Annotated in this window: 30 protein-coding genes; 18 read left to right on the forward strand and 12 right to left on the reverse strand. The window is 55.5% G+C overall.

The genetic code is table 11. The annotated features are described in order from the left end of the window. Positions 1 to 48: 48 nt before the first annotated feature. From AC1XYH_RS15625 to AC1XYH_RS15650, 6 genes are all read left to right on the forward strand, one after another. On the forward strand, positions 49 to 354 hold the full coding sequence (locus tag AC1XYH_RS15625; RefSeq protein ID WP_483324039.1) for a DUF2845 domain-containing protein: 306 nt from the start codon (positions 49 to 51) through the stop codon (positions 352 to 354). Between the two features lie 92 nt (positions 355 to 446). Further along, positions 447 to 1076 carry an SDR family oxidoreductase gene (locus tag AC1XYH_RS15630; protein ID WP_483324040.1) on the forward strand — a complete coding sequence of 210 codons (630 nt, stop codon included), beginning with the start codon at positions 447 to 449 and terminating at the stop codon, positions 1074 to 1076. A gap of 123 nt (positions 1077 to 1199) precedes the next feature. Then, positions 1200 to 1616 carry a hypothetical protein gene (locus AC1XYH_RS15635; RefSeq protein ID WP_483324041.1) on the forward strand — a complete coding sequence of 139 codons (417 nt, stop codon included), beginning with the start codon at positions 1200 to 1202 and terminating at the stop codon, positions 1614 to 1616. Between the two features lie 124 nt (positions 1617 to 1740). Beyond that, on the forward strand, positions 1741 to 2865 hold the full coding sequence (locus AC1XYH_RS15640) for a saccharopine dehydrogenase family protein (protein WP_483324042.1): 1125 nt from the start codon (positions 1741 to 1743) through the stop codon (positions 2863 to 2865). 5 nt (positions 2866 to 2870) lie between these two features. Next, positions 2871 to 3344, forward strand: a complete 474-nt coding sequence (locus tag AC1XYH_RS15645) for a DUF2269 family protein (RefSeq protein WP_483324043.1) — start codon at positions 2871 to 2873, stop codon at positions 3342 to 3344. Between the two features lie 9 nt (positions 3345 to 3353). Beyond that, the gene (locus AC1XYH_RS15650; protein WP_483324044.1) at positions 3354 to 3725 is read left to right on the forward strand and encodes a DoxX-like family protein; all 372 of its coding nucleotides are present in this window, start codon (positions 3354 to 3356) and stop codon (positions 3723 to 3725) included. Between the two features lie 93 nt (positions 3726 to 3818). Here the strand turns inward: AC1XYH_RS15650 and AC1XYH_RS15655 are convergent, their stop codons facing one another. Next, entirely contained in the window at positions 3819 to 4319 is a 501-nt protein-coding gene (locus tag AC1XYH_RS15655) for a lactoylglutathione lyase family protein (RefSeq protein ID WP_483324045.1), read from the reverse strand. A 95-nt stretch (positions 4320 to 4414) separates the two neighbouring features. Here AC1XYH_RS15655 and AC1XYH_RS15660 point away from each other — a divergent pair, with 95 nt between their 5' ends. The 5 genes from AC1XYH_RS15660 to AC1XYH_RS15680 all read left to right on the forward strand — a co-directional run bounded on the left by AC1XYH_RS15660 (position 4415) and on the right by AC1XYH_RS15680 (position 6724). Beyond that, positions 4415 to 5284 (forward strand): LysR family transcriptional regulator, encoded by an 870-nt coding sequence (locus AC1XYH_RS15660; protein ID WP_483324046.1) that lies wholly within the window; start codon positions 4415 to 4417, stop codon positions 5282 to 5284. 151 nt (positions 5285 to 5435) lie between these two features. Next, positions 5436 to 5816 (forward strand): VOC family protein, encoded by a 381-nt coding sequence (locus AC1XYH_RS15665; protein ID WP_483324047.1) that lies wholly within the window; start codon positions 5436 to 5438, stop codon positions 5814 to 5816. An 80-nt stretch (positions 5817 to 5896) separates the two neighbouring features. Continuing rightward, on the forward strand, positions 5897 to 6106 hold the full coding sequence (locus tag AC1XYH_RS15670; RefSeq protein WP_483324048.1) for a DUF4177 domain-containing protein: 210 nt from the start codon (positions 5897 to 5899) through the stop codon (positions 6104 to 6106). After that, the gene (locus AC1XYH_RS15675) at positions 6103 to 6315 is read left to right on the forward strand and encodes a hypothetical protein (protein WP_483324049.1); all 213 of its coding nucleotides are present in this window, start codon (positions 6103 to 6105) and stop codon (positions 6313 to 6315) included. Before AC1XYH_RS15670 ends, AC1XYH_RS15675 begins: the two co-directional genes overlap by 4 nt. 76 nt (positions 6316 to 6391) lie before the next feature. Then, a complete protein-coding gene (locus tag AC1XYH_RS15680; protein ID WP_483324050.1) occupies positions 6392 to 6724 on the forward strand; it encodes a DMT family transporter in 333 nt (110 codons plus the stop codon). 34 nt (positions 6725 to 6758) lie between these two features. Here the strand turns inward: AC1XYH_RS15680 and AC1XYH_RS15685 are convergent, their stop codons facing one another. Beyond that, positions 6759 to 7238: a winged helix-turn-helix transcriptional regulator gene (locus AC1XYH_RS15685; RefSeq protein WP_483324051.1), complete on the reverse strand. Its 480-nt coding sequence runs from the start codon at positions 7236 to 7238 to the stop codon at positions 6759 to 6761. Between the two features lie 111 nt (positions 7239 to 7349). Here AC1XYH_RS15685 and AC1XYH_RS15690 point away from each other — a divergent pair, with 111 nt between their 5' ends. The 3 genes from AC1XYH_RS15690 (at position 7350) to AC1XYH_RS15700 (ending at position 9187) form a co-directional block, all read left to right on the forward strand. Further along, a complete protein-coding gene (locus tag AC1XYH_RS15690) occupies positions 7350 to 8081 on the forward strand; it encodes an SDR family oxidoreductase (RefSeq protein WP_483324052.1) in 732 nt (243 codons plus the stop codon). 36 nt (positions 8082 to 8117) lie between these two features. Next, positions 8118 to 8705, forward strand: coding sequence for a DsbA family protein (locus AC1XYH_RS15695; RefSeq protein ID WP_483324053.1), 588 nt, complete (start codon positions 8118 to 8120; stop codon positions 8703 to 8705). Positions 8706 to 8839: 134 nt separating this feature from the next. Then, on the forward strand, positions 8840 to 9187 hold the full coding sequence (locus tag AC1XYH_RS15700; RefSeq protein WP_483324054.1) for a GlpM family protein: 348 nt from the start codon (positions 8840 to 8842) through the stop codon (positions 9185 to 9187). Between the two features lie 612 nt (positions 9188 to 9799). Here the strand turns inward: AC1XYH_RS15700 and dtd are convergent. After that, the gene (dtd, locus tag AC1XYH_RS15705; RefSeq protein ID WP_483324055.1) at positions 9800 to 10237 is read right to left on the reverse strand and encodes a D-aminoacyl-tRNA deacylase; all 438 of its coding nucleotides are present in this window, start codon (positions 10235 to 10237) and stop codon (positions 9800 to 9802) included. Position 10238: 1 nt separating this feature from the next. Further along, complete coding sequence (gene pip / locus AC1XYH_RS15710) at positions 10239 to 11210, reverse strand: prolyl aminopeptidase (RefSeq protein ID WP_483324056.1); 972 nt, start codon at positions 11208 to 11210, stop codon at positions 10239 to 10241. Positions 11211 to 11339: 129 nt separating this feature from the next. Here pip and AC1XYH_RS15715 point away from each other — a divergent pair, with 129 nt between their 5' ends. Then, a complete protein-coding gene (locus tag AC1XYH_RS15715) occupies positions 11340 to 11768 on the forward strand; it encodes a hypothetical protein (protein WP_483324057.1) in 429 nt (142 codons plus the stop codon). Further along, positions 11729 to 12760 carry a DUF2891 domain-containing protein gene (locus AC1XYH_RS15720; RefSeq protein WP_483324058.1) on the forward strand — a complete coding sequence of 344 codons (1032 nt, stop codon included), beginning with the start codon at positions 11729 to 11731 and terminating at the stop codon, positions 12758 to 12760. Before AC1XYH_RS15715 ends, AC1XYH_RS15720 begins: the two co-directional genes overlap by 40 nt. On the opposite strand, the gene AC1XYH_RS15725 is transcribed toward AC1XYH_RS15720, so the two are convergent. The 7 genes from AC1XYH_RS15725 to AC1XYH_RS15755 form a co-directional block, all read right to left on the reverse strand. Continuing rightward, entirely contained in the window at positions 12757 to 14403 is a 1647-nt protein-coding gene (locus AC1XYH_RS15725) for an FMN-binding glutamate synthase family protein (RefSeq protein WP_483324059.1), read from the reverse strand. The genes AC1XYH_RS15720 and AC1XYH_RS15725 overlap by 4 nt on opposite strands. An 81-nt stretch (positions 14404 to 14484) precedes the next feature. Beyond that, positions 14485 to 15633 (reverse strand): SLAC1 family transporter, encoded by a 1149-nt coding sequence (locus AC1XYH_RS15730; RefSeq protein WP_483324060.1) that lies wholly within the window; start codon positions 15631 to 15633, stop codon positions 14485 to 14487. Between the two features lie 253 nt (positions 15634 to 15886). Then, on the reverse strand, positions 15887 to 16468 hold the full coding sequence (locus AC1XYH_RS15735) for an NnrU family protein (protein WP_483324061.1): 582 nt from the start codon (positions 16466 to 16468) through the stop codon (positions 15887 to 15889). A 154-nt stretch (positions 16469 to 16622) separates the two neighbouring features. Next, the gene (locus tag AC1XYH_RS15740) at positions 16623 to 17309 is read right to left on the reverse strand and encodes an META domain-containing protein (RefSeq protein ID WP_483324062.1); all 687 of its coding nucleotides are present in this window, start codon (positions 17307 to 17309) and stop codon (positions 16623 to 16625) included. 68 nt (positions 17310 to 17377) lie between these two features. Continuing rightward, the gene (locus AC1XYH_RS15745; protein ID WP_483324063.1) at positions 17378 to 18184 is read right to left on the reverse strand and encodes a PhzF family phenazine biosynthesis protein; all 807 of its coding nucleotides are present in this window, start codon (positions 18182 to 18184) and stop codon (positions 17378 to 17380) included. 96 nt (positions 18185 to 18280) lie between these two features. Continuing rightward, the gene (locus AC1XYH_RS15750) at positions 18281 to 18823 is read right to left on the reverse strand and encodes a DUF924 family protein (RefSeq protein WP_483324064.1); all 543 of its coding nucleotides are present in this window, start codon (positions 18821 to 18823) and stop codon (positions 18281 to 18283) included. A gap of 199 nt (positions 18824 to 19022) precedes the next feature. Then, the gene (locus tag AC1XYH_RS15755; RefSeq protein WP_483324065.1) at positions 19023 to 19448 is read right to left on the reverse strand and encodes a VOC family protein; all 426 of its coding nucleotides are present in this window, start codon (positions 19446 to 19448) and stop codon (positions 19023 to 19025) included. A 280-nt stretch (positions 19449 to 19728) separates the two neighbouring features. Here AC1XYH_RS15755 and AC1XYH_RS15760 point away from each other — a divergent pair, with 280 nt between their 5' ends. Next, positions 19729 to 21081, forward strand: coding sequence for a KamA family radical SAM protein (locus AC1XYH_RS15760; protein ID WP_483324066.1), 1353 nt, complete (start codon positions 19729 to 19731; stop codon positions 21079 to 21081). Between the two features lie 101 nt (positions 21082 to 21182). On the opposite strand, the gene AC1XYH_RS15765 is transcribed toward AC1XYH_RS15760, so the two are convergent. Then, positions 21183 to 21656, reverse strand: coding sequence for a hypothetical protein (locus tag AC1XYH_RS15765; RefSeq protein ID WP_483326399.1), 474 nt, complete (start codon positions 21654 to 21656; stop codon positions 21183 to 21185). Between the two features lie 754 nt (positions 21657 to 22410). Between AC1XYH_RS15765 and AC1XYH_RS15770 the strand changes: the two genes are divergently transcribed. Continuing rightward, the gene (locus AC1XYH_RS15770) at positions 22411 to 23313 is read left to right on the forward strand and encodes an alpha/beta hydrolase family protein (protein WP_483324067.1); all 903 of its coding nucleotides are present in this window, start codon (positions 22411 to 22413) and stop codon (positions 23311 to 23313) included. The last annotated feature ends 105 nt before the right edge of the window (positions 23314 to 23418 follow it).

The following is a 23418-nucleotide window of genomic DNA, read 5'->3' on the forward strand; positions in this document are numbered from 1 at the left end:
GCGGTGGGAGTATCAAGGCACCACCCGCAGCCTCAAGAGGCATTGACCATGCTGCTTACCCGTCGTTTTCAGATTACCTGCCTGGCCCTGCTCACACTGCTCTGCAGCATGAACGCTTATGCGCTGCGTTGCGGTACCGACCTCATCGACGAAGGCGATCTCAAGTTCAAGGTGCTACAGGCCTGCGGCGAACCAATTTCTCGCGAAGTTATTGGCTACGTGGACCGCGAGCACATTGGCGATCGAATCAGGGTGATGAACATTGAGGAATGGATCTACAAGATATCCAACGATTATCAAAGTCTAGAGTTTGAAGGTAATCGTCTGGTAAAAACCACCCTCATACGGCGATAACATCACGCCTTGTTACAGCGACTGCCGGCTGAACTAACCACAATAACAAGACTCCACAATGGAGTTGATAAAGTAACGTGAGGACGTAGGTTATGAGCAAAACCCTGGTTATTGGCAGTACCGGTAATATCGGTTTGTTGTCGCTGCCCATGCTGAAAGACGCCGGAATTGAAGTGACCGCGCTGGCCCGTAGCCCCGACAAACTAGCGGGCATTCAGGGTATCAACGTTATTCAAGGTGACCTGGAAAACGACTTTGAGCATGCCTTTAAAGATTGTGACCGCGTGGTTTTCACCGCCGGTTCTGGCGCCAGCACCGGCCCTGATAAAACCCTGCTGATCGATCTGTGGGCTGCCTGCAAAGCAGTGGATTACGCCCGCAAGCATCACGTGAAGCACTTTGTGATGGTGAGCTCACGCGGCGCAGACAACCCCGACGCCCTGCCCTCAGCCATCAAACCTTATCTGGTCGCCAAGCACATGGCCGATGAATACTTGAAGCGCTCCGGCGTGCCCTACACCATCCTGCGTCCCGGCCGCCTGACCGATGACAGTGGCACCGGGCAGATCACCGTCCGTCGTCCGGAGAATCCTGATGACCAATGCATCGCTCGCGCCGATGTCGCCAAGGTAATCACCCGAGTGCTGAGCACCGGGCAGAGCAAAAATGTGGTCTACGAGTTATACAAAGGCGAAACAGCCATCGCTGATTTGATTGCCTGAGCGCGCCATCAAACAAAACGAGAACCGGGTTTGGACCCGAATGGAGCTGCACGTTATGCTACGCAGCTCTATTCACGAAGGTCTCTGCTATGCCCTTCTCCGCATTGTTCGCTGGAGCTTAATTTGTCTACGCAAGCCGTTTACTCCCCGACCCAAGCCGCCCTTGGTACTTTCCTCGGCGGCCCCTTGGCTGGCCTGTATTATCTAAAGCACAATTTTCGAGTGCTGAACCGCAACGAACAAGAGCAGCAGACCGTACGCTACGGCGGCATGTTCATGGTGGCACTGTTGGCAGTACTGCCGTTCATTCCAGAACAGGTGCCGGGTCTGCCGTTTGCCATTGCTTTTGTGGTGGTAGCCCGGATGCTGGTCGAGAAGTATCAGTTCAGTAAACAAGACATAATCGACGCGCCCGAGTTGGATTTTCAGTCCAACTGGTTGGTCATGGGGGTAAGCATAGTGAGCATGCTGATCTTTTTGGCAGTGAGCTTTGCGGTTATTTGGGGATTGGCCACGGCCGGCATTCTCAACCTGGAATAACCGGTACGACGTTAATAAGCCGGGCCAGCACAGGAGTGACCATGCGCTTTAACCATCCCGAATATGCCAATGCTGGTCTGCGTATATACCGTCCCCGCGCGCCCTTGAGTAAAAAAGTATGAGCGTGCGCCGCATCTTAGTGCTGGGCGGTTACGGTAATTTCGGCAAGCGGATCGTTACCTCCTTTTGCGGTAGCCCGGACATTACCTTGATCATCGCCGGTCGCAATCGGGCGAAGGCCGAGGCGCTGCGGCAATCGCTTAACAAGGAGACTAACGCGCAACTGACCACCGCTGAGCTGGATATACATTCGCCAACGCTGGTGGAGCAATTACGGGCGCTGCAGCCCGACTTACTCATCCATACCGGCGGGCCCTTTCAAGGCCAGGATTATCGCGTACCCGAGGCCTGCATTGCGGTAGGTTGCCATTACATAGACCTGGCAGACGACCGGCGTTTTGTTTGCGATATCGGCCAGCTCGACGCCGCCGCTCGCTCGGCGGGCGTGCTATTAGTTTCCGGTGCCAGCTCGGTCCCGGGCCTATCCTCCTGCGTGATTGCCCACTTTGCCGAGCGCTTTGCCCGGCTGGACGATATCGACTTTGCCATTGCACCCGGCAACCAGGCAGAACGCGGCGAGGCGACCGTCAGTGGCATCCTTTCGTATACCGGCCACCCCATCCGCGTTTGGCGCGATGGCGCTTGGGCAAAAGTCTATGGCTGGATGTCGCCGCGCGACATGCTCTTCGATCAGACTATCGGCAAGCGCCCGCTGGCTAATGTCGATATTCCCGACCTGGAGTTACTGCCCCTAGCCTATCCTTCGGTGCGCAATGTGAGCTTTCAGGCAGGGCTGGAAATCCCGCTGCTGCACTACGGCATGTATTTGATGGCTTGGCTGGCTCGCCTGGGGCTGGTGCGCGATTGGTCGCGCTGGACAACCCCTATCGTGCGCGCCAGTGAATACTTCGTTCGCTGGGGCACCGATACTGGCGGCATGCAGATCAACCTACGCGGCCTGGATCATCAGCAGCAGCCGCTGCATATCAAGTGGGTATTGGGCGCCACCGACGGTATCGGCCCTTATATTCCTACCCTGTCAGCCCTCATTCTGGCCCGCAAACTGATCACCGGCGAGCTAACCACCACCGGCGCCATGCCCTGTATGAATCTTTATACGATGGAAGACTTTGCACATGAGGCGCGCGACCTGGCGATCTATCATCACAGCGAGCAAGCGCATGGATAATCTTCATGGATAGCTACCTGCTGCTTAAGCTACTGCACATTCTCAGTGCGGCGGTGCTCGCTGGCACCGGCAGTGGCATCGCTTTTTTTATGTTTATGGCGAATCGCTCGGGCAACCTTCAAGTACTGGCGATTACCACACGCCACGTAGTACTAGCCGATTGGCTGTTTACCGCTCCGGCCGTGGTGGTGCAATTCGGTACTGGCTTGCTGCTGATGCGGCGCCTTGGCCTCAGCTTTACCTCACCCTGGTTTTTGACGGCACTGGCGTTGTTTGTGTTTATCGGCCTTTGCTGGCTGCCGGTGGTGATGATTCAGTATCGGCTGCGCACATTGGCTAACGAAGCATTAAAAAGCGACCAGCTAACGCCAGACTTTGGTCGCCTGATGCGTTTGTGGGTCGCCTTGGGCATCCCGGCATTTGCTGCCATTTTGGTATTGTTCTGGCTGATGGTATTCAAACCACTGCCGCTGGCCTGAGATAGTCTCATGACACCCCAACAACAGATTATTGCGCGGCTCAGCCTGAGCTTTCTTTGGCTGATGACCGCCGTGGTCTCGCTGACCGCGGGTAAAGAAATTGGCCTTCAGGTACTGGCAGGCATAAACCTGCACGGCGATGTGGCCTGGTTCTTCATTCTCAGCGGCAGCTTGCTTGATCTGCTGATCGGCATCTGGCTGCTGAGCGGCCGGGCACTGCGCTTCTGCTGCGGGATGCAGCTAGTGGTCATCATTGGCTATTCGCTGCTGCTGACACTCATCGCACCGGCGTTCTGGCTGCATCCATTTGGTCCGCTTACCAAGAACCTGCCTATTCTCGTCTTGGTTTGGTTGCTTTACCGCAGCGATAACCCAGCCTGACATTGGCTGGCGGCAAACCACGGACACGCCAAAAACCATCACCAACCTGAATGACAGACTGGTAATGGTTCGATAGCAAACAGCACCGCCTATTTAATAGGCACCTGCGCCGTACACCAACTCGTAGCTGTGGCTGTAGATCTCCAGGATGTTACCGAAGGGATCTTCCATGTAGATCATGCGATAAGGCTTCTCACCGGGGTAGTAGTAGCGCGGCTCGGCCATGCGCTTCTTGCCGCCGGCCGCGACAATGCGCTCAGCCAATTCTTCGACGTTCGGATCTTGTACGCAGAAGTGGAAGATACCGGTCTTCCAGTATTCAAAATTGTTCTCGGGGTTCACCTGGCCGTTGAACTGAAAAAGCTCTACGCCGATACGATCACCGGTCGACAGGTGGGCAATACGGAAATTGCCCCAGCCCGCGCCGAATACATCGGTACACATCTGGCCGATGGCACTGTCATCTTCGGTTACGTCGCTTGGTTGCATGATCACATACCAGCCCATGACTTCCGTATAGAAAGCCACGGCCTTGTCCAGATCAGGAACAGAGATGCCGATATGAGAGAAATTTCTTGGATAGGGTGCAGACATGGTTTGTGACTCCTGCGCTGAATGAGTGGACATCTTACGAAGGAGAATGTATTACGTGAAATTATGATTTTTGATAAAAATGAGTATTCCTAGTAATGATTAACCCACTCTGGTTACGCAGCTTTTGCACCTTGGTTGAAGTCGGCCATTTCACCCGTACTGCTGAACGACTGCACATGACGCAATCAGGGGTGAGCCAACATATTCATAAGCTAGAGGCTTTGCTGGCTGCGCCCTTGCTGCTGCGTGAAGGCAAGCAGTTCACCGTGACCGAGGCCGGAGAACGGCTATACCGCGAGGCACGCGAGATTCTGTTGTCGCTGTCCAACCTGGAACAACAGATAGGCCAGGACCCAAGCCACGAAGGCCTGGTGCGGGTTATGTCGCCGGGCAGCGTGGGGCTGAAGCTTTACCCTCACCTGCTGGCGTTGCAGCAACAATATCCGAAGCTGGTAATCGATTACCGCTTTGCTCCTAACCTGGATGTGGAAAGCGCCATTGCCGAGCATCGCGTTGATATTGGCTTTATGACCACAACCTCTGCGCGCGAAGAGGTGAGCTGTCAGGCGATCGCTACCGAACCCTTGCTGTTGGTCACCCCTGTTGCAGTGACCGACCCAAGCTGGCAGGCGCTGCAGCAGCTCGGCTTTATTGATCACCCTGACGGCAGTCATCATGCAGGCTTGCTGCTGGGCGCAAATTACCCCGCATACCAGCACAGCCAACTGCTTGCCCAAAAAGGCTTCTGCAACCAGATAAGCCTGATTCTGCAGCCGGTCAGCCTTGGCTTGGGCTTCACAGTGTTACCAGCACATGCGGTGGCCGCGTTTGGCCAGCCTGAGCAGATAAAGACCCATCGTCTTGCCAACCCAGTGAGTGAAACGCTCTACCTTGCGTTACGCCGCAATCGAGTGGCTCCGCAGCGGGTAGAGACGGTACTCTCGGAAGCGCAAAAATGGCTTTAACGCTAACGACTTTAACGGCGCCCGATAAAACCCTTAGTGCATAAGCGTGATGAATATACCCCCCATCGGAGGGCCTTGACTGATCAGGCGTTTCCCTCAACTCTATGCGAGCTCTACCGCACATAAAAATCCAACAATGCAAGGAACGACCATGTTCAGCCATATCATGCTGGGTTCAAATGACATCCAGGCTTCCAAGACTTTTTATGACGCCACTCTGGGTGTTGTCGGCTGCAAGCCGGGCGTCATTGATCCCATGGGCCGCTGCTTTTACTTCACCAAGGGCGGCACCTTTGCCCTGAGCAAGCCGATCAACGGCGAACCATCCAACCACGGCAACGGCAGCACCATTGGTTTTGCCGCAGAAAGCCCAGAACAGGCTGATGCCTGGCACGCAGCAGGCCTTGCCGCCGGTGGCGTTGCCTGTGAAGATCCGCCAGGTGTGCGTGAAGGCAACGGTACCAAGCTGTACATTGCCTACCTGCGCGACCCATCCGGCAATAAAATCTGCGCATTGCATCGTATGGCCTGAGCCCGCAAAGGCTCAAGAATCAGCTGCGAGCTTGCATCCGCAAGTTGCGCAGCTGTCATTAGCAATCCAAGGAAACAGTAATGGAATACAAGGTAGTGATTTATCAGGAAGGTATGCTTGGCTCCCTGTTGCTGGGCAGCTCTAAGGTCAACCCAATCAAGTTCACTGAGTTTCTGAACCTGAACGCTGCCGATGGCTGGCGTGTACAGACCATGGAAAAAGACATTCGCCGCATGCTGCTATTGTGGAAGCGTGAGGCTTACGTGGTCATTCTCGGACGGGAAAGATGAAACTAGGTGCGATCATTTGCCTGCTGCTGTTTGTCGCTGGCGGCGCCCTGTCGATCTTTCAGATCTGGTTTGCACCGCTCAGTGCTGATGCGTTCTTCAAAGTTCTAATCACTCTGGGTATTCTTTTCATCATTAGCCTCGGTATCACTTTGGTCACGCGCGAGTATCTGCAGGACAAGGAACTACGCAAGAAGGGTTTTATCGACTGACGCCGGGAAGTATCAACCTGCCTCAAGGCGCCACACAGTTGCCCATAACATCGCCGTAAAGGCCGAGACGCAGTGCATGAATCACTGGATCTATCTGGTTATCGCTATCGTCACCGAAGTTATCGCCACGTCAGCGCTGAAGGCCAGCGAAGGCTTCAGCAAACCATTACCCTCGGTGGTGGTTGCGATAGGTTACCTGGTGTCTTTCTACTTTTTGTCTCTGACTCTGAAAACCATCCCCGTGGGTATCGCCTACGCGATCTGGTCTGGTGTGGGGATAGTATTGATCTCGCTAGCGTCCTGGATTCTCTATGGCCAGAAACTGGATCTACCCGCGCTGATCGGCATGGGCTTGATCATGTCGGGCGTGGTGGTCATCAACCTGTTTTCCCGCACGGCGGGGCACTGAGGCGAGCGGTAGCTCAGCCAAGCTGGCTTGGCGTTCAGGTCGCCAATAGCCGTTCAACGTCTTCACCAAAAGCCTCGCCCACCTCAACACGAATATCCCTCGCACCAACCGGCTCAGCGCACTCAGAACAGACCATCACCGGCTTCATGCGTTTACCGCAGCCCTTGTGGATATGCTCGATGGGCGCACCGCGTTCATCGGCCATATAAGTATCGCCCCAGCTAACCAACGACATGACCACCGGGTGCAATGCCATGCCCTTTTCGCTAAGCCGATATTCTTCGCGCAGCGGGCGTTGCTGATACGCCTGTTTGTACAGCACCCCATGCTCGACCAGTTTTTTCAACCGGTCGGCCAATAAGTGTCGGGTTACGCCGAGGCGTTTTTCGAAGCCATCAAAGCGACGCACGCCGAGAAAGCAATCGCGCAGGACGAGCAATGTCCAGCGGTCGCCGATGACCGACAGAGTGCGGGACAGCGAGCAAGGCTGTTGATCGAGTTCTTCCCAGCGCATGATTGATACCTCGGTGATGAGGGCTCCAGCCTAGCTTGACAAGTTCCAAAAAGAAACCCACTATCGAGTCAGTTCTTAAAAAGAACCAATAAATGACAAGAGGAACTGCGCATGACTGCTCACCCCCCCGTAGCCGTAGTGATCGGTGCCGGCGATGCTACTGGCGGCGCCATCGCCCGTCGCTTTGCTCGCGAAGGCTTTACTCTGTGCGTTACCCGCCGCAACGTCGACAGCTTAAGTGAGCTGGTCAGCCAGATCGAGACTGACGGCGGCAAGGCGCATGCTTTCGGTTGCGACGCGCGCAGCGAAGAGGAAATGACCGCTCTGTTCGAGCAGATCGAAAGCGACATTGGCCCCGTGGAAGTGGTGATCTTCAATATCGGCGCCAACGTGCGTTTCAGCATCACCGAGACCACTACGCGGGTCTATCGCAAGGTCTGGGAAATGGCCGCGTTATCCGGCTTTTTAACCGGGCGCGAAGCTGCCAAGGTGATGCTGCCACGCGGCAAGGGCACCATCATCTTCACCGGTGCCACCGCCTCCCTGCGTGGCAGTTCAGGTTTCTCGGCCTTTGCAGGTGCCAAATTTGCGCTACGAGCGCTGGCCCAGAGTATGGCCCGCGAACTCGGCCCCAAAGGCATCCATGTGGCGCACCCGATCATCGATGGCGCCATTGATACCGCCTTTATTCGTGACACCTTTCCCGAGCGCTATGCGCTGAAGGATCAGGATGGCATTCTCAATCCCGAGCATATCGCCGACCAGTATTGGGCCATTCACACCCAACCACGAGACAGCTGGACCCACGAGTTGGATCTGCGTCCCTGGATGGAAACCTTTTAACTAAGCGATCAACAACAACCTGCAAGCGAGATAACTATGAGCAAAACCATCGAGTTCTATTTCGACGTTGGCAGCCCCGCCAGCTATCTGGCCTGGACCCAGCTGACCGGCTTGGCCAAGCGCACCGGCGCCAGCATCGAGCTAAAACCCATGCTGCTGGGCGGCGTGTTTATGGCAACGGGCAACAGCTCACCGGCCACGGTGCCCGCCAAAGGCAATTACAGCCGCATCGACATGCAGCGCTATGCAAAGCGCTATGGCGTGACGCTAAATCAAAACCCCTTCTTCCCGATCAATACACTGCAGCTGATGCGCGGCGCGATGGCCTATCAAGGGACTGCTGATTTCGAGCGTTATCTCACCACCGTGTTCAATGCCATGTGGGTAGATGAGTTGGATATGGGCCAGCCTGACGTCGTCGGTAAGGTGCTCGCCAAGGGCGGTTTTGATCCTGCGGCAGTGATGGCCAAAGTGAGTGATCCGGCAGTAAAAGAGCAGCTCAAAGCAGCAACGGAAGAAGCCATTGGTCGCGGTGTGTTTGGCGCGCCAACCTTCTTTGTTGGTGATGAGATGTTTTTCGGGCAGGACCGTATCGATTGGGTTGAAGCAGCAGCCAAAAGCTGAGGTCACAGCAGCCAGCGGCGGCGCCCCGGCGCCGCTGGCCAGCTATTGATGATTTGCTACCAAGTGGTAATTGACGGAACCAGACGGTGGGAATAAGTTAGCGCTTCCATCCCCTCCTGTTCGGAATGACCACCATGCTATCCCTTGCGCTCAAGTGTGTAATGGGTGCGCTCGCAGTGCTGTTGATAGCCCTGCTGGCGAAGTCTAAAAGCTTTTATATCGCCGGCCTGGTGCCACTCTTCCCGACCTTTACCATCATTGCTCACTACATTATCGGTACGCAGCGCCTGTCGAGTGACCTGCGTAGCACGGCGCTGTTTGGCCTATGGTCGCTGATTCCCTATGCGCTGTATCTGATCGCGATTGCCTGGTTTAGTCAGCGTTTTAGTTTGATCACCACCTTGGTGTTGGCGGTGGTGGCTTGGACGGTGGCGGCGGCGTTGTTGATTTATGTTTGGACGCGGGTTTATGCGGTGGGGTGACGGCCCTCTAAATTGCTGTTGGAGCCGTGCAGCTTTGAAACGTTTTTGGTTGGCTGATTTCCGCTTTCGCCTCTAGGCGAGTCAGGGGGAGATGCTTGCCCATCTCCCCCTAACAACCCCCTCGGGCACCCAGCTGCGCGGCCCTGCGGGTTCGCTGCGTTGCTCGATCTGCCGGGGACGCTTGCAAACTCGCTTCGCTCAGACACCGCAAGCGCCTTTTCCCCGGCAGATCTGCGCTACTCGCCCGCTCAGATGGGACTAGGAGTCCGTGTCGTGGCTTGTTTTTGCGTTACTCACCCAAACAACCAAACCTGAACCCCACACGGCGGGGCTTGGCTTTACCTCCCCTTCCAAGCTGCCGAGTAACGCAGGGGTTGAGCGGTTGAGCCGAGGACTGTCTGAGCGAAGCGAGTTCCGCAGGCGCGCTCAACACCGAGTAACGCAGGGAAGCCGCAGGCCAGCTTGGTCGGGGTGGCCTTTCTTTTGGTTACTTTTCTTTGGCCATACAAAGAAAAGTGACTCGCCGGAAAAGGCGAAAAGCGTGCGTAATAAAAACCCAAATAATCAACCAGAACTCAGTGCAAAGGACGCCAAACCAAAACGGTAAACCCGTCAGGTCTCCAACATAATGGTCACCGGCCCATCATTCACCAGATGCACCTGCATATCCGCCCCAAACCTCCCAGTCGCAACCGGCTCATGCAACGCCTTCGCCTGCTCCACCAAATAATTAAACAGCACTTCCGCCTGCGCCGGCGGCGCTGCAGTCGAGAAACCAGGGCGTAAACCTTTGCGCGTATCAGCAGCCAGCGTGAATTGCGAGACCAATAAAAGCCCGCCCTGCACCTGCCGCAACGAATCGTTCATACGACCATCTGCATCGGTGAACACCCGGTAGTCGAGTAGCCGCTTAAGCAGTTTGTCGGCGCTGGCCTCGGTATCCTGCGGTTCGATGCCGACCAAGACCAACAAGCCCTGGTCGATGGCGCCCACCACGTCACCATCAACCTCAACGCGGGCCTGACGCACCCGTTGCAGCAATCCCTTCATCTCATTCGGCCTGCGGTGCCAAATCCAGTAAACGCTTGGCCATATCGCCTGTGGCGCGTACCAGCGCGTCGGCAATGCCAGGCTCGGAGGCGGCGTGGCCGGCGTCGCGAATAATATTTAATTCACTGTTCGGCCAGGCCTGGCTAAGCGCGTAAGCGTTGTCCAGCGGGCAGACCATGTCATAACGGCCGTGCACTATGATGCCGGGGATATGCTCAATGAGCGGCATATTCTTGAGTAACTGATCGGGCTCAAGGAAGGTCTTGTTGGTGAAGTAGTGACACTCGATACGCGCGATGGCGTAGGCGCGACGGGCATCGCTGAAACGGTCGATCACTTGTGGGCTTGGGCGCAAGGTAGCGCAGCGGCCTTCCCAGATGGACCACGCCTTGGCCGCATGCATGCGGCAGATCTCATCATTCCCGGTCAGCCGACGATAATAGGCGGCCACCATATCGCCGCGCTCTTCTTCCGGAATCAGGCTCAGGTAGTCTTCCCAAAAGTCTGGGAAGATATGGCTGGCGCCTTCTTGGTAGAACCAACGGATATCCTGATCGCGACACAGGAAAATACCGCGCAGCACCATGCCCATCACACGGTCCGGGTGCGCCTGCGCGTAAGCCAGCGCCAGTGTTGAACCCCAGGAGCCACCGAACAATACCCACTTTTCAATCCCCAAATGCTCGCGCAGCACTTCCATGTCCGCGACCAGATCAGCGGTGGTGTTGTTCTGCAGATTCGCGTGCGGTGTGGAGCGGCCACAGCCGCGCTGATCAAAAGTAATGATGCGGTAGATGGAAGGATCAAAGAAACGGCGACTCAGAGCATCGCACCCGGCACCCGGCCCGCCGTGGATAAACACCACTGGCAAACCATCTTCCTGGCCACTTTCATCAACGTAGAGAACATGCGGTGGGGTCACTGCCAACTCATGGCGAGCGTAAGGTTTGATCTCCGGATACAACAATTGCATGATGGGCTCCTGGCCTGAGCGCCAGCGCGACGGACTCCCTGCACTAGAGCAGTTGTGCCCAATCTTTCGCGCCCGCGCCTCTATCTTGATAAAGCATCACATTACTGACCTGCGAGGCTGCTGTCACCTGTGCGCACGCTACTTCTTTTGCTCATCACGCTGACCCTCTGTGCCTGCGGCCCTTCCTCCCCGGATGAGCGCCTGAATCAGGCCATCAATCAATTAGAGGACGGCATAGAGTCACGTGATCGAGATCAAGTCACGTCTCTACTCCACCCTGAATTCAGTGCGCAGGATCAGTTCGACAATGCCTGGGCAGAACGTAACCTGCGGTTGATGTTCTTGCAGAACCAGCGCATTAGCGTGATTGTCAGCAGCCAGGAGACAACTATTGATCCTGGCTATCCCGAGCGCGCCGAAACAACGGCAAGGGCGACGCTCACCGGCGCCGAGCGCTTCCTACCCAACAGCGCCGGGCAGTACGATATTCGTCTGCTTTGGCTTGATACCGACGGCGAATGGCTGCTGCGCGATATCGATTGGCAACGGGTTCGCTGACGGTGTTCGATGCCGCGCAGCTGGCCGCGTTGGCGCGGATCGCGCTGGGACATGTAACACGCGAGTATCCGCATATCGAGCCCATGCGCTTACGGTCTGCGGCAGATTTGCTGCCACCGAGCCAGCTGCACCCGGTGTTTTACGGCAGTTATGACTGGCACTCCTGCGTGCACAGCTACTGGCTGCTGGCACGCATTCAGCGCCTGCAGCCTGAGCTAGCCGAATGTGCCCTGATCACCGAGCTGTTTGATCAACAGCTGACACACGCCAAGCTGGAACAGGAGCGCGCGTTTTTTCAGCGCCCCGGCAACGCCAGCTTCGAGCGGCCCTATGGATGGGCCTGGCTGCTCAAGCTGCAGGCCGAACTGAGTGCGGGCGACGCAGTCTGGGCCAAGGCGCTGCAGCTCCTGGCCGACGATCTGGCGCAACGTTTTTGTGACTACCTACCACGCCTGAGCGCGCCCATTCGCAGCGGTGCGCACAACAACACAGCATTCGCTCTCTTGCTGGCTCTGGACTATGCCGACGCCTGCGCGCACGAAAAGTTGCGCGAGCAAATCATCAGTAGCGCGCGTGCGTTCTATTTGCAGGATCAGGACTGCCAAGCGTGGGAGCCAGGCGGCGAGGATTTCTTGTCACCCGCGCTGCAAGAAGCCGCGTTGATGCAGCGGGTACTGGGCACCGATGAATTCCAAGAATGGTTTACCAGATTTCTGCCAAAATTGGCCGAGGGCCAACCCGCCAGCCTGCTGACCCCAGTTCATAGCCGCGACCGCAGTGACGGCAAGCTGGCACACCTTGATGGGCTTAACTTGAGCCGGGCATGGTGTTTAGAAGTGCTGGCCGCCGCGCAACCAACAGCGCTGCGCGAGCGCTTGTTGGTTAGCGCAGAAGCACACCTGCAAACCAGCCTGCCGCACATCGATGGCGATTATATGGGCGAGCATTGGCTCGCCACCTTCGCGCTGCTGGCTCTGCAAAACCGCCGTTAACGCAGCTTGGTTTCCCTCAACTTGAGTACAAAATCCGGCGCACTAAAGCTGTCAGCCCGCGCCTTCGCCCAATACCTCTGAAACACGTGCAGCTCCGCACGACCGTCCAACAATACCCCGGGTTCCAGAAACTGGAAGAGTTCGCTATAGGGCTGTACTTCATACTTGGTGACGCGGCGCATGATGTGTTCCGGTCCCAGCTGACGCGGATGGCTCAAGCCGGCTGCCTCCAGTAGGTGCGCCAAGGCCAGCACCGTGTTGCGCTGGAAGTTGTAAACCCGCTCACTCTTGTCCGCCACATCCAACTTGCCACCTCTACTCGGGTCTTGCGTGGCGACACCACTGGGGCATTTGTCGTTATGACAACTCAGGCTCTGAATGCAACCCAGCGAAAACATGAAGCCACGCGCGCCGTTGCACCAGTCGGCACCCAGCGCCAGGGTGCGAGCAATATTAAAAGCACTGGTGACCTTGCCGGCCGCACCGATAGCAATCTTGTCTCGCAGGTTGGCTCCCACCAGCGTGTTGTGTACCAGCAACACGGCATCCGTCATGGGCATACCCAAGCGGTTGATAAACTCTAACGGCGCGGCGCCCGTACCGCCCTCCCCGCCATCCACCACAATGAAGTCGGGGCGCTCATCGGTTTCCAGCATGGCTTTGACCAGGCCAAACCACTCCCACGGATGCCCAATCGCCAACTTGAAACCCACCGGTTTGCCCCCCGAGAGTTCGCGCAGTTGCGCGATGAAAGCCATCAGTTCCAGCGGTGTACTAAACGCTGAATGCGCCGCCGGCGAGATAACATCCTCACCCACTGTGACGCCACGTGCTTCGGCAATCTCTTGAGTTACCTTTGCCGCTGGCAGTATGCCGCCGTGGCCGGGTTTCGCGCCCTGCGACAGTTTGATCTCGATCATTTTCACCTGATCCAGCTGCGCATTTTTAGCAAAACGCTCCGGATCAAAACTGCCATCGGGTTTGCGACAGCCAAAGTAGCCAGAGCCGATCTCCCACACCAGATCGCCACCCGGCTCACGGTGATAGCGCGAGATCGAGCCTTCGCCGGTGTCGTGGTAAAAGTCACCCTTTTTAGCACCGGCGTTGAGCGCCAAAATCGCATTGGCTGAGAGCGAGCCAAAGCTCATCGCCGAGATATTAAACACGCTGACGTCGTAGGGCTTTAGGGTGTTGGAGTGGCCGCCCACGGTAATGCGAAAATTCTTATCCAGGATGTGTACTGGCGCCAGCGAGTGGTTCATCCACTCATAGCCTTCGGCGTTCATTGGGATCAGTGAGCCGAAAGGTTTTTTGTCGAGAATGTCTTTGGCACGCTGATAAACGATATTGCGTTGCTCCCGGGAAAACGGAAGCTCATCGGTATCTGACTGAATGAAATATTGGCGCAACTCCGGCCCGATACTTTCGAGAAAATAGCGGAAGTGCGCCATGACCGGATAGTTGCGACTAATAGTGTGGCGCTTTTGCAGCACATCCCAGGTGCCCATGATCGCCAATGCCGTGAGCGGCAGTGCGGCGAGCAACCACAGCAGGGAAAAGCAGCTCAATGCGAGGGAGATTAGCGCGCCAAACAGGCACAACAGATAAGGGGCATAACGCAGCGCTGACGCTGGTAATTGCATACAGCCATCCTTTGTCGATACGGCAGGGAGATTTCGCTGGTAGCATAACCTTCCTGCTGCCGCACGACCAAGGCCGCTGGATCAACGCGTGCATTGCCCCGCTATGCACGGCGACACAAACAACTCACCGCGCCAGGCACCTTTCAATGTGCGGCTAGCCACCCATAGCCACATCAGCGCCAGCAGCGTAACCAAACCCACGCCAAGGGCATTGAAGAAACCAAGCTGCAAGACGCTGCCCAACTTCAAGGTGGCCAGCGCGTAAACTCCCACAGGGAAAGTGAAACCCCACCAGCCAAGATTGAAGGGCACGCCGTGGCGGAAGTAGCGGATGGTGATCAACAGCGCTAACAGCAACCACCAAAGCCCTAGCCCCCACAACAATAAGCCGCCAATCACGCCCAGGCCATGCGCAACCGTCCCGACCGACTCCAGTCCACGGCTAGCCATCACGCTCTGCGCATCAGCGCCGAGCAACAACAATCCTAGAGCGCCGGTACCGATAGGGCCAAGTGACAACAGGCTGGATGCCGCCATGTTCTGATGCGGCAGCTTGTGTACTGCCATGCGCAGCAGCAAAATCACCAGAATACTCAACGCCACCGGCACCGAATAAGCCCAGAGCACGTAGCTGGTAATTAACACGTGGTAGGCCTGGTCGCCGCTCAGGTAGGGGACCAACAAACCACCACTGGCGGCTGCGACTTCCGCCGCAACGACGGGCAACAGCCAAACGGCCGTCATCTGATCGATGCTGTGTTCTTGATGGGTGAACATCAGATACGGAATGCTCACGCCGCAGACCAGCGCCAGTACCACGTCCAGCCACCAGAGATTGAAAGCCAGTGCCACCATCTGCTCGCCCCACAAGGGAACGCCAAAAACCAGCAAACCATTGATGATGGTCGCCAGACCCATGGGAATGGTGCCGAAAAACATGGATACGGTGGCATGGCCAAATACCTGCTTGGCCTCATGAAAGAAAAATACCCAGCGCGCCGCATACATGAGCGAGAACAGGCAGAACAAGGCGATGTTAAACAACCACAGTGCTTGTCCCAGCGCTTGCATACCGGGCAAGGGGAGCTGCGGCAAGGCCAGTGCCAGAATACCCGTACCCATGGTGACCGCGAACCAGTTCGGTGTGAACTGGCGGATAGCTTCGCGGGGATGCTCCAGCTGCCGCAGCGGTCGCAGCCTGAGCAGAGTGCCAACCGATAAAGAGACCATTGTGAGACCTGTTATTGCCAGTAAATTCCATTTAATTCTATGGCCTGCGCTATATCGATATAAGCAACTAATTTAAGTTATACATATCGGATTTGCCGATTAAATACCCAACATCTTTTCTCTCAATGCTTCACTCAGGGATGCAGCAGAGCAAGAGAGCGCCCGATGAATACTTTAATTGCACTTTACCGAGGTTCAAATGCAACAAACCCGCAGCATGGCGGGTTTGTTGCATTTAACTAACGCGAGTACATCACATGCCCAGTGGCTTCACACCGATCAGCACACCATGCAGGTACAGGGCAAACGCCGCCCAGGCAATGAGGCCAACTACGACCACAACTGCATCCATTGCTGGTTTGCCTTTGCCGTAGCTGATGCCCGCCAGCCGGTCACGTTTGCGTGACACCACAAAGAGCGCAACGGCCCAAGCCAGAAAGCCGCCGAACAGCAGCAAATCAGCCAGGCTACCGTTGGCAATCAGGTGCGCCAGCGCCCAAAACTTCACCCCGAGCAGCATCGGATGACCGACCTTCGCCTTGATGCAGGAACCGGGAATGTAGGTCGCAGCCAGCAAGATGAACGCAGGAATGGTCAGCAGCGCGGCCAGGTGACGAGTCCAGACCGGTGAAATCCACAGCCAGGTGGGATCCAACCGCGCTTGCCCGTAGCCGTAGATGATAAGTACAAAGCCAATGATGGAAACCAGCGCATAGAGGCCTTTCCAGGTCATCAGACCCTTGGCGGCAATGTGCTTGGCACGCCACTCAGGAGCGAAAAGGCGCGTGGAGTGCACGCCGAGAAACAGGATCAGGCCGAGGATCAGCAACAACATGCGAGTGTCCTTTTACGGGTTAAATCACGGAATGGCAGCGGTATGTTCCGCCGTCCAGAGCAGCCACGCAGGTAAGCATGGCCAAGGAGGACAATGCACCAGCACGCGGTCACAGGCAACTGTGGCCGCGTGCTGGGCTGTATCGCTATGTTGCTTACTGCAAGCGTGCGGTCAGTGAGTCGCCCGTTTCAGTCTTGAGCACCAATGCGCCTGTATCGCTTACTTTAAACTCGCTGACGTTTTCCAACGCTTTTAGAAAGTTCGATTCCTGCTCGCCAAGCCCCGGAATGCAGGCCTTGCGAGTGGAAACCAGCTGGCTGACCGTCAGGCTGCTGCCGGCCACCGTGTACGCACCGGTGTAGTTGTTGCACGAGGCGATGCCTGACACGCGACCATCGTTGCCAAAGTTGAGTGTCACCCGCGAGCGATCAACGATGCCGCCATTATTGATATCTTCAACTACCCACTCGCCGGCTTGCAGAAGCAGTGCTCCCGCCGGTTCACATTCGGGATAGGACTGACCTTTGATCACAAGCATCCCCTTGTCACCTTTTAACCAGTAACTGGTTGCGCTGTCACCCGGCACTTCGTACTTGGCACCGGAACCTGAACGCACGCGTTCGAGCAGATACTTATCGCTGCCCGCCTCGAGTGTGAGCTGATCCGCATTGAAGGTGGTGCGCACCGGTAGCGAACCGCAACTCAGAATCGCCACCCCACTGTCCGCTTCCAGTTGCGGCGGCGCGGGCGCATCACCTGACGGACGCTGCGACGTTGCGCAGGCGGACAACAAAACCAGCGAGCCCAACATTGCGGCCGTTAAAGGTTGGCGAAAAGTCATCAAACATCTCCTTTGTAGGTAAACATACTCAGCCATCAGGATAGCCGCTTCGGGCCCAGGCTGCTGTTTCAATGGGGTGATTCAGGGCAGTTAATTAGCCCCTCAAGATAAAGCACAGCGTGACCACTAATCTGCACATGGTCGTCATGCACAGCACAATCCAGTCGGCCGCCGCGGCTCGAAGCCTGGATCGCCAGCAATTCGGCTTTGCCCAATTGTGCGGACCAATAGGGTGCCAACCCAGCATGAATCGAACCGGTCACCATATCTTCCAGGCCACCATTAGCCGGCCAAAAATAACGCGAGACGAAATCTGACTGGCTACCAGGCGCGGTAACCACCACATCTCGCGGCGCCAGCAGTTTCAACTGCGCCGGATCTTGCTGCACCTGCAGCACGCTTTGCTCATCGTCGTAGACTGCAAACCAGGCTTGCCGATTAGCCAGGACCCTTAGTGGCGTTAATGAGAGCCCAGACAACAGCGCCGCGGGCACTTCCTCAACGGGTGCAGGGTCAAGCCGTGGGAAGCGCATGCTGATGCGCCCGTCCAACTCACGACTGACCTGGAGGTCACCCACCGCATCTGCGCTGAAAGTAATCTCCGCCAGCTCGGGTTGCAGACGAAATAGTATAAAGGCGCTGGCAAGCGTGGCATGACCGCAAAAATCGATCTCGGTGAGGGGCGAAAACCAGCGTATGGCGTAACGCCCATCATCACCTTGCACCAGGAAGGCTGTTTCCGACTGGTTGTTCTCAGCAGCAATCGACTGCATAACCTCAGCACCAAGCCATTGCTGCAGGGGCACCACCGCAGCGGGATTGCCCTTGAACAGGGTGTTGGTGAAAGCATCGACCTGATAGATAGACAGTTGCATGACCCGTTCCTTCGAGATAAAAATCCAGCCTAGCGCAATTGCCAAAGGGGCTTGCAGTAGACTTTACTTCGCACTAAGCACAACAGTCGGTGGTAGCTAAAAACTGGAATCTTCGTTTTGCAGGAAAGCCGCCTCATCAGCGGTGGTAGGGCGAAGCAGAATGCTGTTGCGATGCGGGTAGCGGCCAAAACGCTCGATGATGCGCTTATGTTTGCGCTCAGAGCGCAGATGATCCTCCAGTCCCGGAGTGCTGAATAACTTGAGCGCCTGCTCATGAATTTTCAAAGACTCGCTATGCATAAAGGGCATATACATAAAGGCACGCAGCTTAACCGGCAGCTGTTGGTCAATACCCTCAGCAACCGCCTCCTGCGCCAATACCAACGCCATGCCATCACTGGCAAATGCACGCGGAGTATCGCGCCAGATATTGCGAGAGAACTGATCCAACACAATTATTTCAGCTAACCGCCCAAGCGGGGTGCCCCGCCAGTTCATCAGTTCTGCGCGTTCTGCGCGCTCGTGCAGAGCGCCGAAACGCTCTTCGATAAAGCGGTCTAGCCCAGGATCCTTGCGCCACCACTGCATCGGTTTAAGCTCGGTAAACCAGAATTCAAGCACTTCATCAACTGCCGCCACTCAGCTCTCCTCTTGCCATTTTGGGCCGCCGAGGCAACGCCCGGCACTAAGGGTAAGATCGGTTAAAACGGGTTCGGTTCCGCAGTGCGGCACCAGCGTCGCCGGTTGACCGCGGTGATATAACGGGTGATTAAAGAACGACGTGAACATCGTAAGCCCCGGCAAATCACCCAGCGACGCCAATACCATCGCCCTGAAATCAACCCGGCTCAGCAGTAAAACCGCGACACACGACCGCCAACTTGTTACCGTCCGGGTCGCGTACATAGCTGCTGAAAAAGTCCGCATTGTACTGCGGCCGTAAGGCTGGCTCACCCTCACTACTGCCCCCATGCGCCAGCGCTGCCGCATGAAAAGCTCTGACCTGGGCCCAGCTAGTCGCCTTCAAAGCGACCATACTGCCGTTACCAGCACTCGGTGGCGCGCCGTTGAATGGCTCGCAAAGCCAAAGCGCCAACTCTCTTTCTCCCTTATTTTCATAGTACCCCCAGCCCGCCCAGCCCTGCCAATCTGCTTCTTCGCCCGGCGTAGCACAGCGCTGAATGTTCAACGCGCCCATCGCCGCATCGTAGAACAAAATGCTGCGTTGTAGATCGCTGGTACCCAAAGTTATGTAGGAAAACATCCTGTACTCCTTAGATAAAAGAGAGCCTTGCTGCTAGATAGCAATCTTATACCGCGCACGGCTCACTATTTAGACATCAATGCATTATTTCGCTATCATCGCCGGCCGCTAAGCAATCAAACCATCACCATGCCCGATAGCCTTTACTACGCATATCGGCGCTTTTTACGTATTAACCTGCGGGTTAATCACTGAATTTAGTCAATTTTTTCGCTCGCTGCGGCTGTGACGCTAGCGTAACGAAGTGCTTTTGACCTGAAAAATACGTTGAATACAAACTATGCCGAATTCCAATATCCTGGCCATATCCACTCCAGACGTCGCCTCTTTCGATGCCGATGCTTTTAGCCACCAGCGCTTCAAAGTGTTTACAGCCAAGCAGCTGAATCAAATACCACAGCTGCAGAAGCTCACTCCCGATCAGCGTTTCGAAATGCAAGTGGTCGCTAGCGTACTGCCGTTTCGCGTTAACCAATATGTGATTGATGAATTGATCAACTGGCAGAACGTGCCGAGCGATCCGATCTTCCAGCTGACCTTCCCTCAGCGTGGCATGCTCAAGCCCGAACACTACGATCGGGTCGCCGATGCACTCATCATCGGCACCGACCAGCCCACACTAAAAAGCATCATCAGCGAGGTGCGCGCCGAGCTGAATCCGCACCCCGCTGGACAGCTTGAGCACAACATTCCCAAGCTTGACGGTGAAGTAGTTGAGGGTTTGCAGCACAAGTACCGCGAAACCGTGTTGTTCTTTCCTAGCTCCGGACAGGTTTGCCATAGCTACTGCACCTTTTGCTTTCGCTGGGCGCAGTTCGTCGGCGATAAAGATCTGAAAATTGCGGCTCGCGAGTCGACGCAGCTACAGGGCTATCTGCGAGAGCACCCCGAAGTTACTGACATTCTAGTGACCGGTGGTGATCCGTTGGTAATGAAGACGCGCAACCTTCGCGCCTATCTCGAACCACTGCTAACAGATGAGTTCGCACATGTGCGCACTATCCGTATCGGCACCAAGGCGCTGACGTTCTGGCCACAACGCGTGGTCACCGATGACGACGCAGAGGACTTGCTGGCGCTGTTCCGGGAAATCCAGGCGGCGGGCAAGCACCTCGCGATTATGGCCCACTACAATCACTGGCAAGAGCTGGAACCCGACATTGCCCGCGAAGCCATCCGCCGCGTGCGTGAAACCGGCGCACAGATTCGCGCTCAAGGCCCTTTGCTGGCGCATATCAACGACAGCGCCGAGGTGTGGGCGCGGCTGTGGCAAACCCAGGTCGAGCTCGGCATCATCCCTTATTACATGTTCGTTGAACGCGACACCGGCGCACGCCACTATTTTGAAGTGCCGCTGATCAAGGCTTGGCAGATCTACCGTGATGCCATGCAGAACGTGTCCGGCATCGCGCGAACAGCACGTGGCCCGTCCATGAGCTCACATCCGGGCAAGGTCGAGATTCAGGGTGTCGCCGAGATCCATGGTGAGAAAGTTATCGCCTTACGGATGATTCAAGGGCGCAACCCGGACTGGGTGCAACGGCCCTTTTTCGCAAAATATAACGAAGAGGCCACTTGGTTGAATCATCTGGAACCCGCCTTTGGCGAAGAGAAGTTCTTCTTCGAAGACTGATTCATCAACCCGCCGTCAGGCGGGTTTTTTATAGTATGAGCAAACCTCATCAATGATGCGGTTTGACCTTCCCCCCGCCACAGCACCTTGCTACGCCATCTTCAGCCGGAAGTGGGTATCTGCACCCATAGCGCAAATAAACCTAAAAACACCCAGAAGCCGGAAAACAGCCAAGGCGAACGCTTGGAAAATGACAGTGACTTGCGTTGGCCAGTGAAACTCGACTCCCACTCAGAAAATAGCGGGTATTCGTCGTAGGCCACGCCGAACACTGGATCATGGCTCAGCAAACCGCTCTGCTTCGAATACCAGTGGTCAATAATATCGCAGGCCGCTTTTATACCCGGCCAAGCGCTGATAGAACTGAGTATCCCAAACAGGGCAAGCGTGGCGGGTACAACCAGGGTAAACAGCTTTCCCCACTCAGGGTTCACGTTGGCCATACACGACGCGTAGGCAATCACCAGAAAAGATTGCGCGGTGAGGTAGGCATTGGTGCGATTAGCCAGATTGCTCGTTTCATTAAATATCTCGCGCCGATAGAACTCCAGCCGCTCCCGCGGGGTGGTGAGCATCTGTAACTCAGGATCTGCCTCTGGCGCCTCGGGCTCGTGTGGATGAATGATCATGTTTTGTCTCTATTTCCCTTGGTTTCCCTTCTTATTAGAAAGGCGAACCTAAATCGAGTTCCGTGCGAAGTGCCCGCTAAACCATCCAAGCTCGACAATGCCAGCCGCCATAGATCCTCATCTTGACCACAGTCCAGAAAAAAATCTTTCGCGGATCTAATAGCCAATATGTAACGCAATGACAGCTGACGCCTTTATATTATCAATCAAGATAAAGCTTGAATCGACGCGCTGCGAAACCGACTCAGTTCACAACATGGGAAATTATAATAATAGACAAAAATAACATGCAACTTTATTGAACAATCATTCAGCCAAAAACTCAGAATAAACTTTCAACAAAGCTAGCCATTATATTGCCATCAAAATAACCGGTAAAAACCAAAACAACATCACAAAGGAAGCCACGCAAAAAATTCAAACAACTGATTTAAAACGAAAAAATAAAAACAATGATAGAAATCACAAAATTGAAAACTTATTTAAACTCAACTTTATATCAAAAAGAAACAGACCCGAAACGCTAAGCCATTACTTAAAAATTTAAACTTTACATTGGCGCCCATCACCTAAAAGGGTGACTGGTTTAACAACACATCTGCGATAGGGTCTTTTACCAGCCAATGTCAGCAAACATTAACTTCCTGACATTGCCTCAGGATCATACAACAAACTTATATAAAGATTCGCGGAGTTATTAATGAAAAACAAAAGCAATAACACGGTACTTGCATCCCTCTTTGCCGCTGGCGCGTTAGCGCTTTCGATGTCAGCCATGGCCAACAACCCGCCCACTGAACCAGAAGTACCCAATACCGGTTATCAGCGCGGACCTGACCCAAGCGTGTCTTTTCTCGAAGCTGATCGCGGCCCCTACTCCGTGGACACCGAACGCGTTTCTGGCCTGGTAAGCGGCTTTGGTGGCGGCACCATTCATTACCCGACTGATACCACTGGCACCATGGCGGCGATCGTTGTGATTCCGGGTTATGTTTCAGCCGAGTCGTCCATCGAATGGTGGGGGCCAAAACTGGCGTCCTATGGCTTCGTGGTCATGACCATCGATACCAACTCGGGCTTTGACCTGCCGCCAAGCCGGGCACGTCAGATCAACACTGCGCTGGATTACCTGATTGACGAAAACAGCGACAGCCGTAGCCCGGTTGAAGGCATGATCGACACCGAACGCTTGGGTGTGGTCGGTTGGTCCATGGGTGGTGGTGGCACCTTGCGTGTTGCCGAGGAAGGTCGCCTAAAGGCAGCTATACCTTTGGCGCCTTATGACACAACCAACTTCCGCGACAATTACACCCCAACGTTGATTTTCGCTTGCGAATCTGACGTAATCGCGCCGGTTGCGATACATGCTTCGGCTTTCTACAACGACATCCCAAGCTCTACCGACAAAGCCTTCATTGAGATCAATAACGGCAGCCACTACTGCGGCAACGGCGGCGGTATCTACAACGACGTGCTCGCCCGCCTTGGGGTCTCCTGGATGAAACGCTATCTGGATGAAGACCAACGCTATGATCAGTTCATCTGCGGCCCGAACCATGAGTCGGACTTTCAGATCTCTGATTACCGCGGTAACTGCCAGTAATTAACTCGCATTGACTGGCATTATATGAGGCCCGATTTAGGGTCTCATATTGCGCTAACACCCAACTGAATTAACTCGTTATGCCTGCCTACCTTCCTGAGCGCG

The sequence above is a fragment of the Pseudomonas sp. GW-45 genome (assembly GCF_056896675.1).

Coding starts and splice junctions, on each gene's coding strand:
- AC1XYH_RS15745 (WP_483324063.1), bottom strand. CDS start 18,184: ATGCAACTGTCTATCTATCAGGTCGATGCTTTCACCAACACCCTGTTC.
- AC1XYH_RS15680 (WP_483324050.1), top strand. CDS start 6,392: ATGAATCACTGGATCTATCTGGTTATCGCTATCGTCACCGAAGTTATC.
- AC1XYH_RS15645 (WP_483324043.1), top strand. CDS start 2,871: ATGGATAGCTACCTGCTGCTTAAGCTACTGCACATTCTCAGTGCGGCG.
- AC1XYH_RS15630 (WP_483324040.1), top strand. CDS start 447: ATGAGCAAAACCCTGGTTATTGGCAGTACCGGTAATATCGGTTTGTTG.
- AC1XYH_RS15725 (WP_483324059.1), bottom strand. CDS start 14,403: ATGCAATTACCAGCGTCAGCGCTGCGTTATGCCCCTTATCTGTTGTGC.
- AC1XYH_RS15650 (WP_483324044.1), top strand. CDS start 3,354: ATGACACCCCAACAACAGATTATTGCGCGGCTCAGCCTGAGCTTTCTT.
- AC1XYH_RS15755 (WP_483324065.1), bottom strand. CDS start 19,448: ATGTTTTCCTACATAACTTTGGGTACCAGCGATCTACAACGCAGCATT.
- AC1XYH_RS15740 (WP_483324062.1), bottom strand. CDS start 17,309: ATGACTTTTCGCCAACCTTTAACGGCCGCAATGTTGGGCTCGCTGGTT.
- AC1XYH_RS15625 (WP_483324039.1), top strand. CDS start 49: ATGCTGCTTACCCGTCGTTTTCAGATTACCTGCCTGGCCCTGCTCACA.
- AC1XYH_RS15765 (WP_483326399.1), bottom strand. CDS start 21,656: ATGCTCACCACCCCGCGGGAGCGGCTGGAGTTCTATCGGCGCGAGATA.
- AC1XYH_RS15670 (WP_483324048.1), top strand. CDS start 5,897: ATGGAATACAAGGTAGTGATTTATCAGGAAGGTATGCTTGGCTCCCTG.
- AC1XYH_RS15700 (WP_483324054.1), top strand. CDS start 8,840: ATGCTATCCCTTGCGCTCAAGTGTGTAATGGGTGCGCTCGCAGTGCTG.
- AC1XYH_RS15760 (WP_483324066.1), top strand. CDS start 19,729: ATGCCGAATTCCAATATCCTGGCCATATCCACTCCAGACGTCGCCTCT.
- AC1XYH_RS15735 (WP_483324061.1), bottom strand. CDS start 16,468: ATGTTGTTGCTGATCCTCGGCCTGATCCTGTTTCTCGGCGTGCACTCC.
- AC1XYH_RS15665 (WP_483324047.1), top strand. CDS start 5,436: ATGTTCAGCCATATCATGCTGGGTTCAAATGACATCCAGGCTTCCAAG.
- AC1XYH_RS15770 (WP_483324067.1), top strand. CDS start 22,411: ATGAAAAACAAAAGCAATAACACGGTACTTGCATCCCTCTTTGCCGCT.
- AC1XYH_RS15675 (WP_483324049.1), top strand. CDS start 6,103: ATGAAACTAGGTGCGATCATTTGCCTGCTGCTGTTTGTCGCTGGCGGC.
- AC1XYH_RS15685 (WP_483324051.1), bottom strand. CDS start 7,238: ATGCGCTGGGAAGAACTCGATCAACAGCCTTGCTCGCTGTCCCGCACT.
- AC1XYH_RS15655 (WP_483324045.1), bottom strand. CDS start 4,319: ATGTCTGCACCCTATCCAAGAAATTTCTCTCATATCGGCATCTCTGTT.
- dtd (WP_483324055.1), bottom strand. CDS start 10,237: ATGAAGGGATTGCTGCAACGGGTGCGTCAGGCCCGCGTTGAGGTTGAT.
- pip (WP_483324056.1), bottom strand. CDS start 11,210: ATGCAATTGTTGTATCCGGAGATCAAACCTTACGCTCGCCATGAGTTG.
- AC1XYH_RS15730 (WP_483324060.1), bottom strand. CDS start 15,633: ATGGTCTCTTTATCGGTTGGCACTCTGCTCAGGCTGCGACCGCTGCGG.
- AC1XYH_RS15690 (WP_483324052.1), top strand. CDS start 7,350: ATGACTGCTCACCCCCCCGTAGCCGTAGTGATCGGTGCCGGCGATGCT.
- AC1XYH_RS15660 (WP_483324046.1), top strand. CDS start 4,415: ATGATTAACCCACTCTGGTTACGCAGCTTTTGCACCTTGGTTGAAGTC.
- AC1XYH_RS15695 (WP_483324053.1), top strand. CDS start 8,118: ATGAGCAAAACCATCGAGTTCTATTTCGACGTTGGCAGCCCCGCCAGC.
- AC1XYH_RS15720 (WP_483324058.1), top strand. CDS start 11,729: ATGGCTGCTGCGCGATATCGATTGGCAACGGGTTCGCTGACGGTGTTC.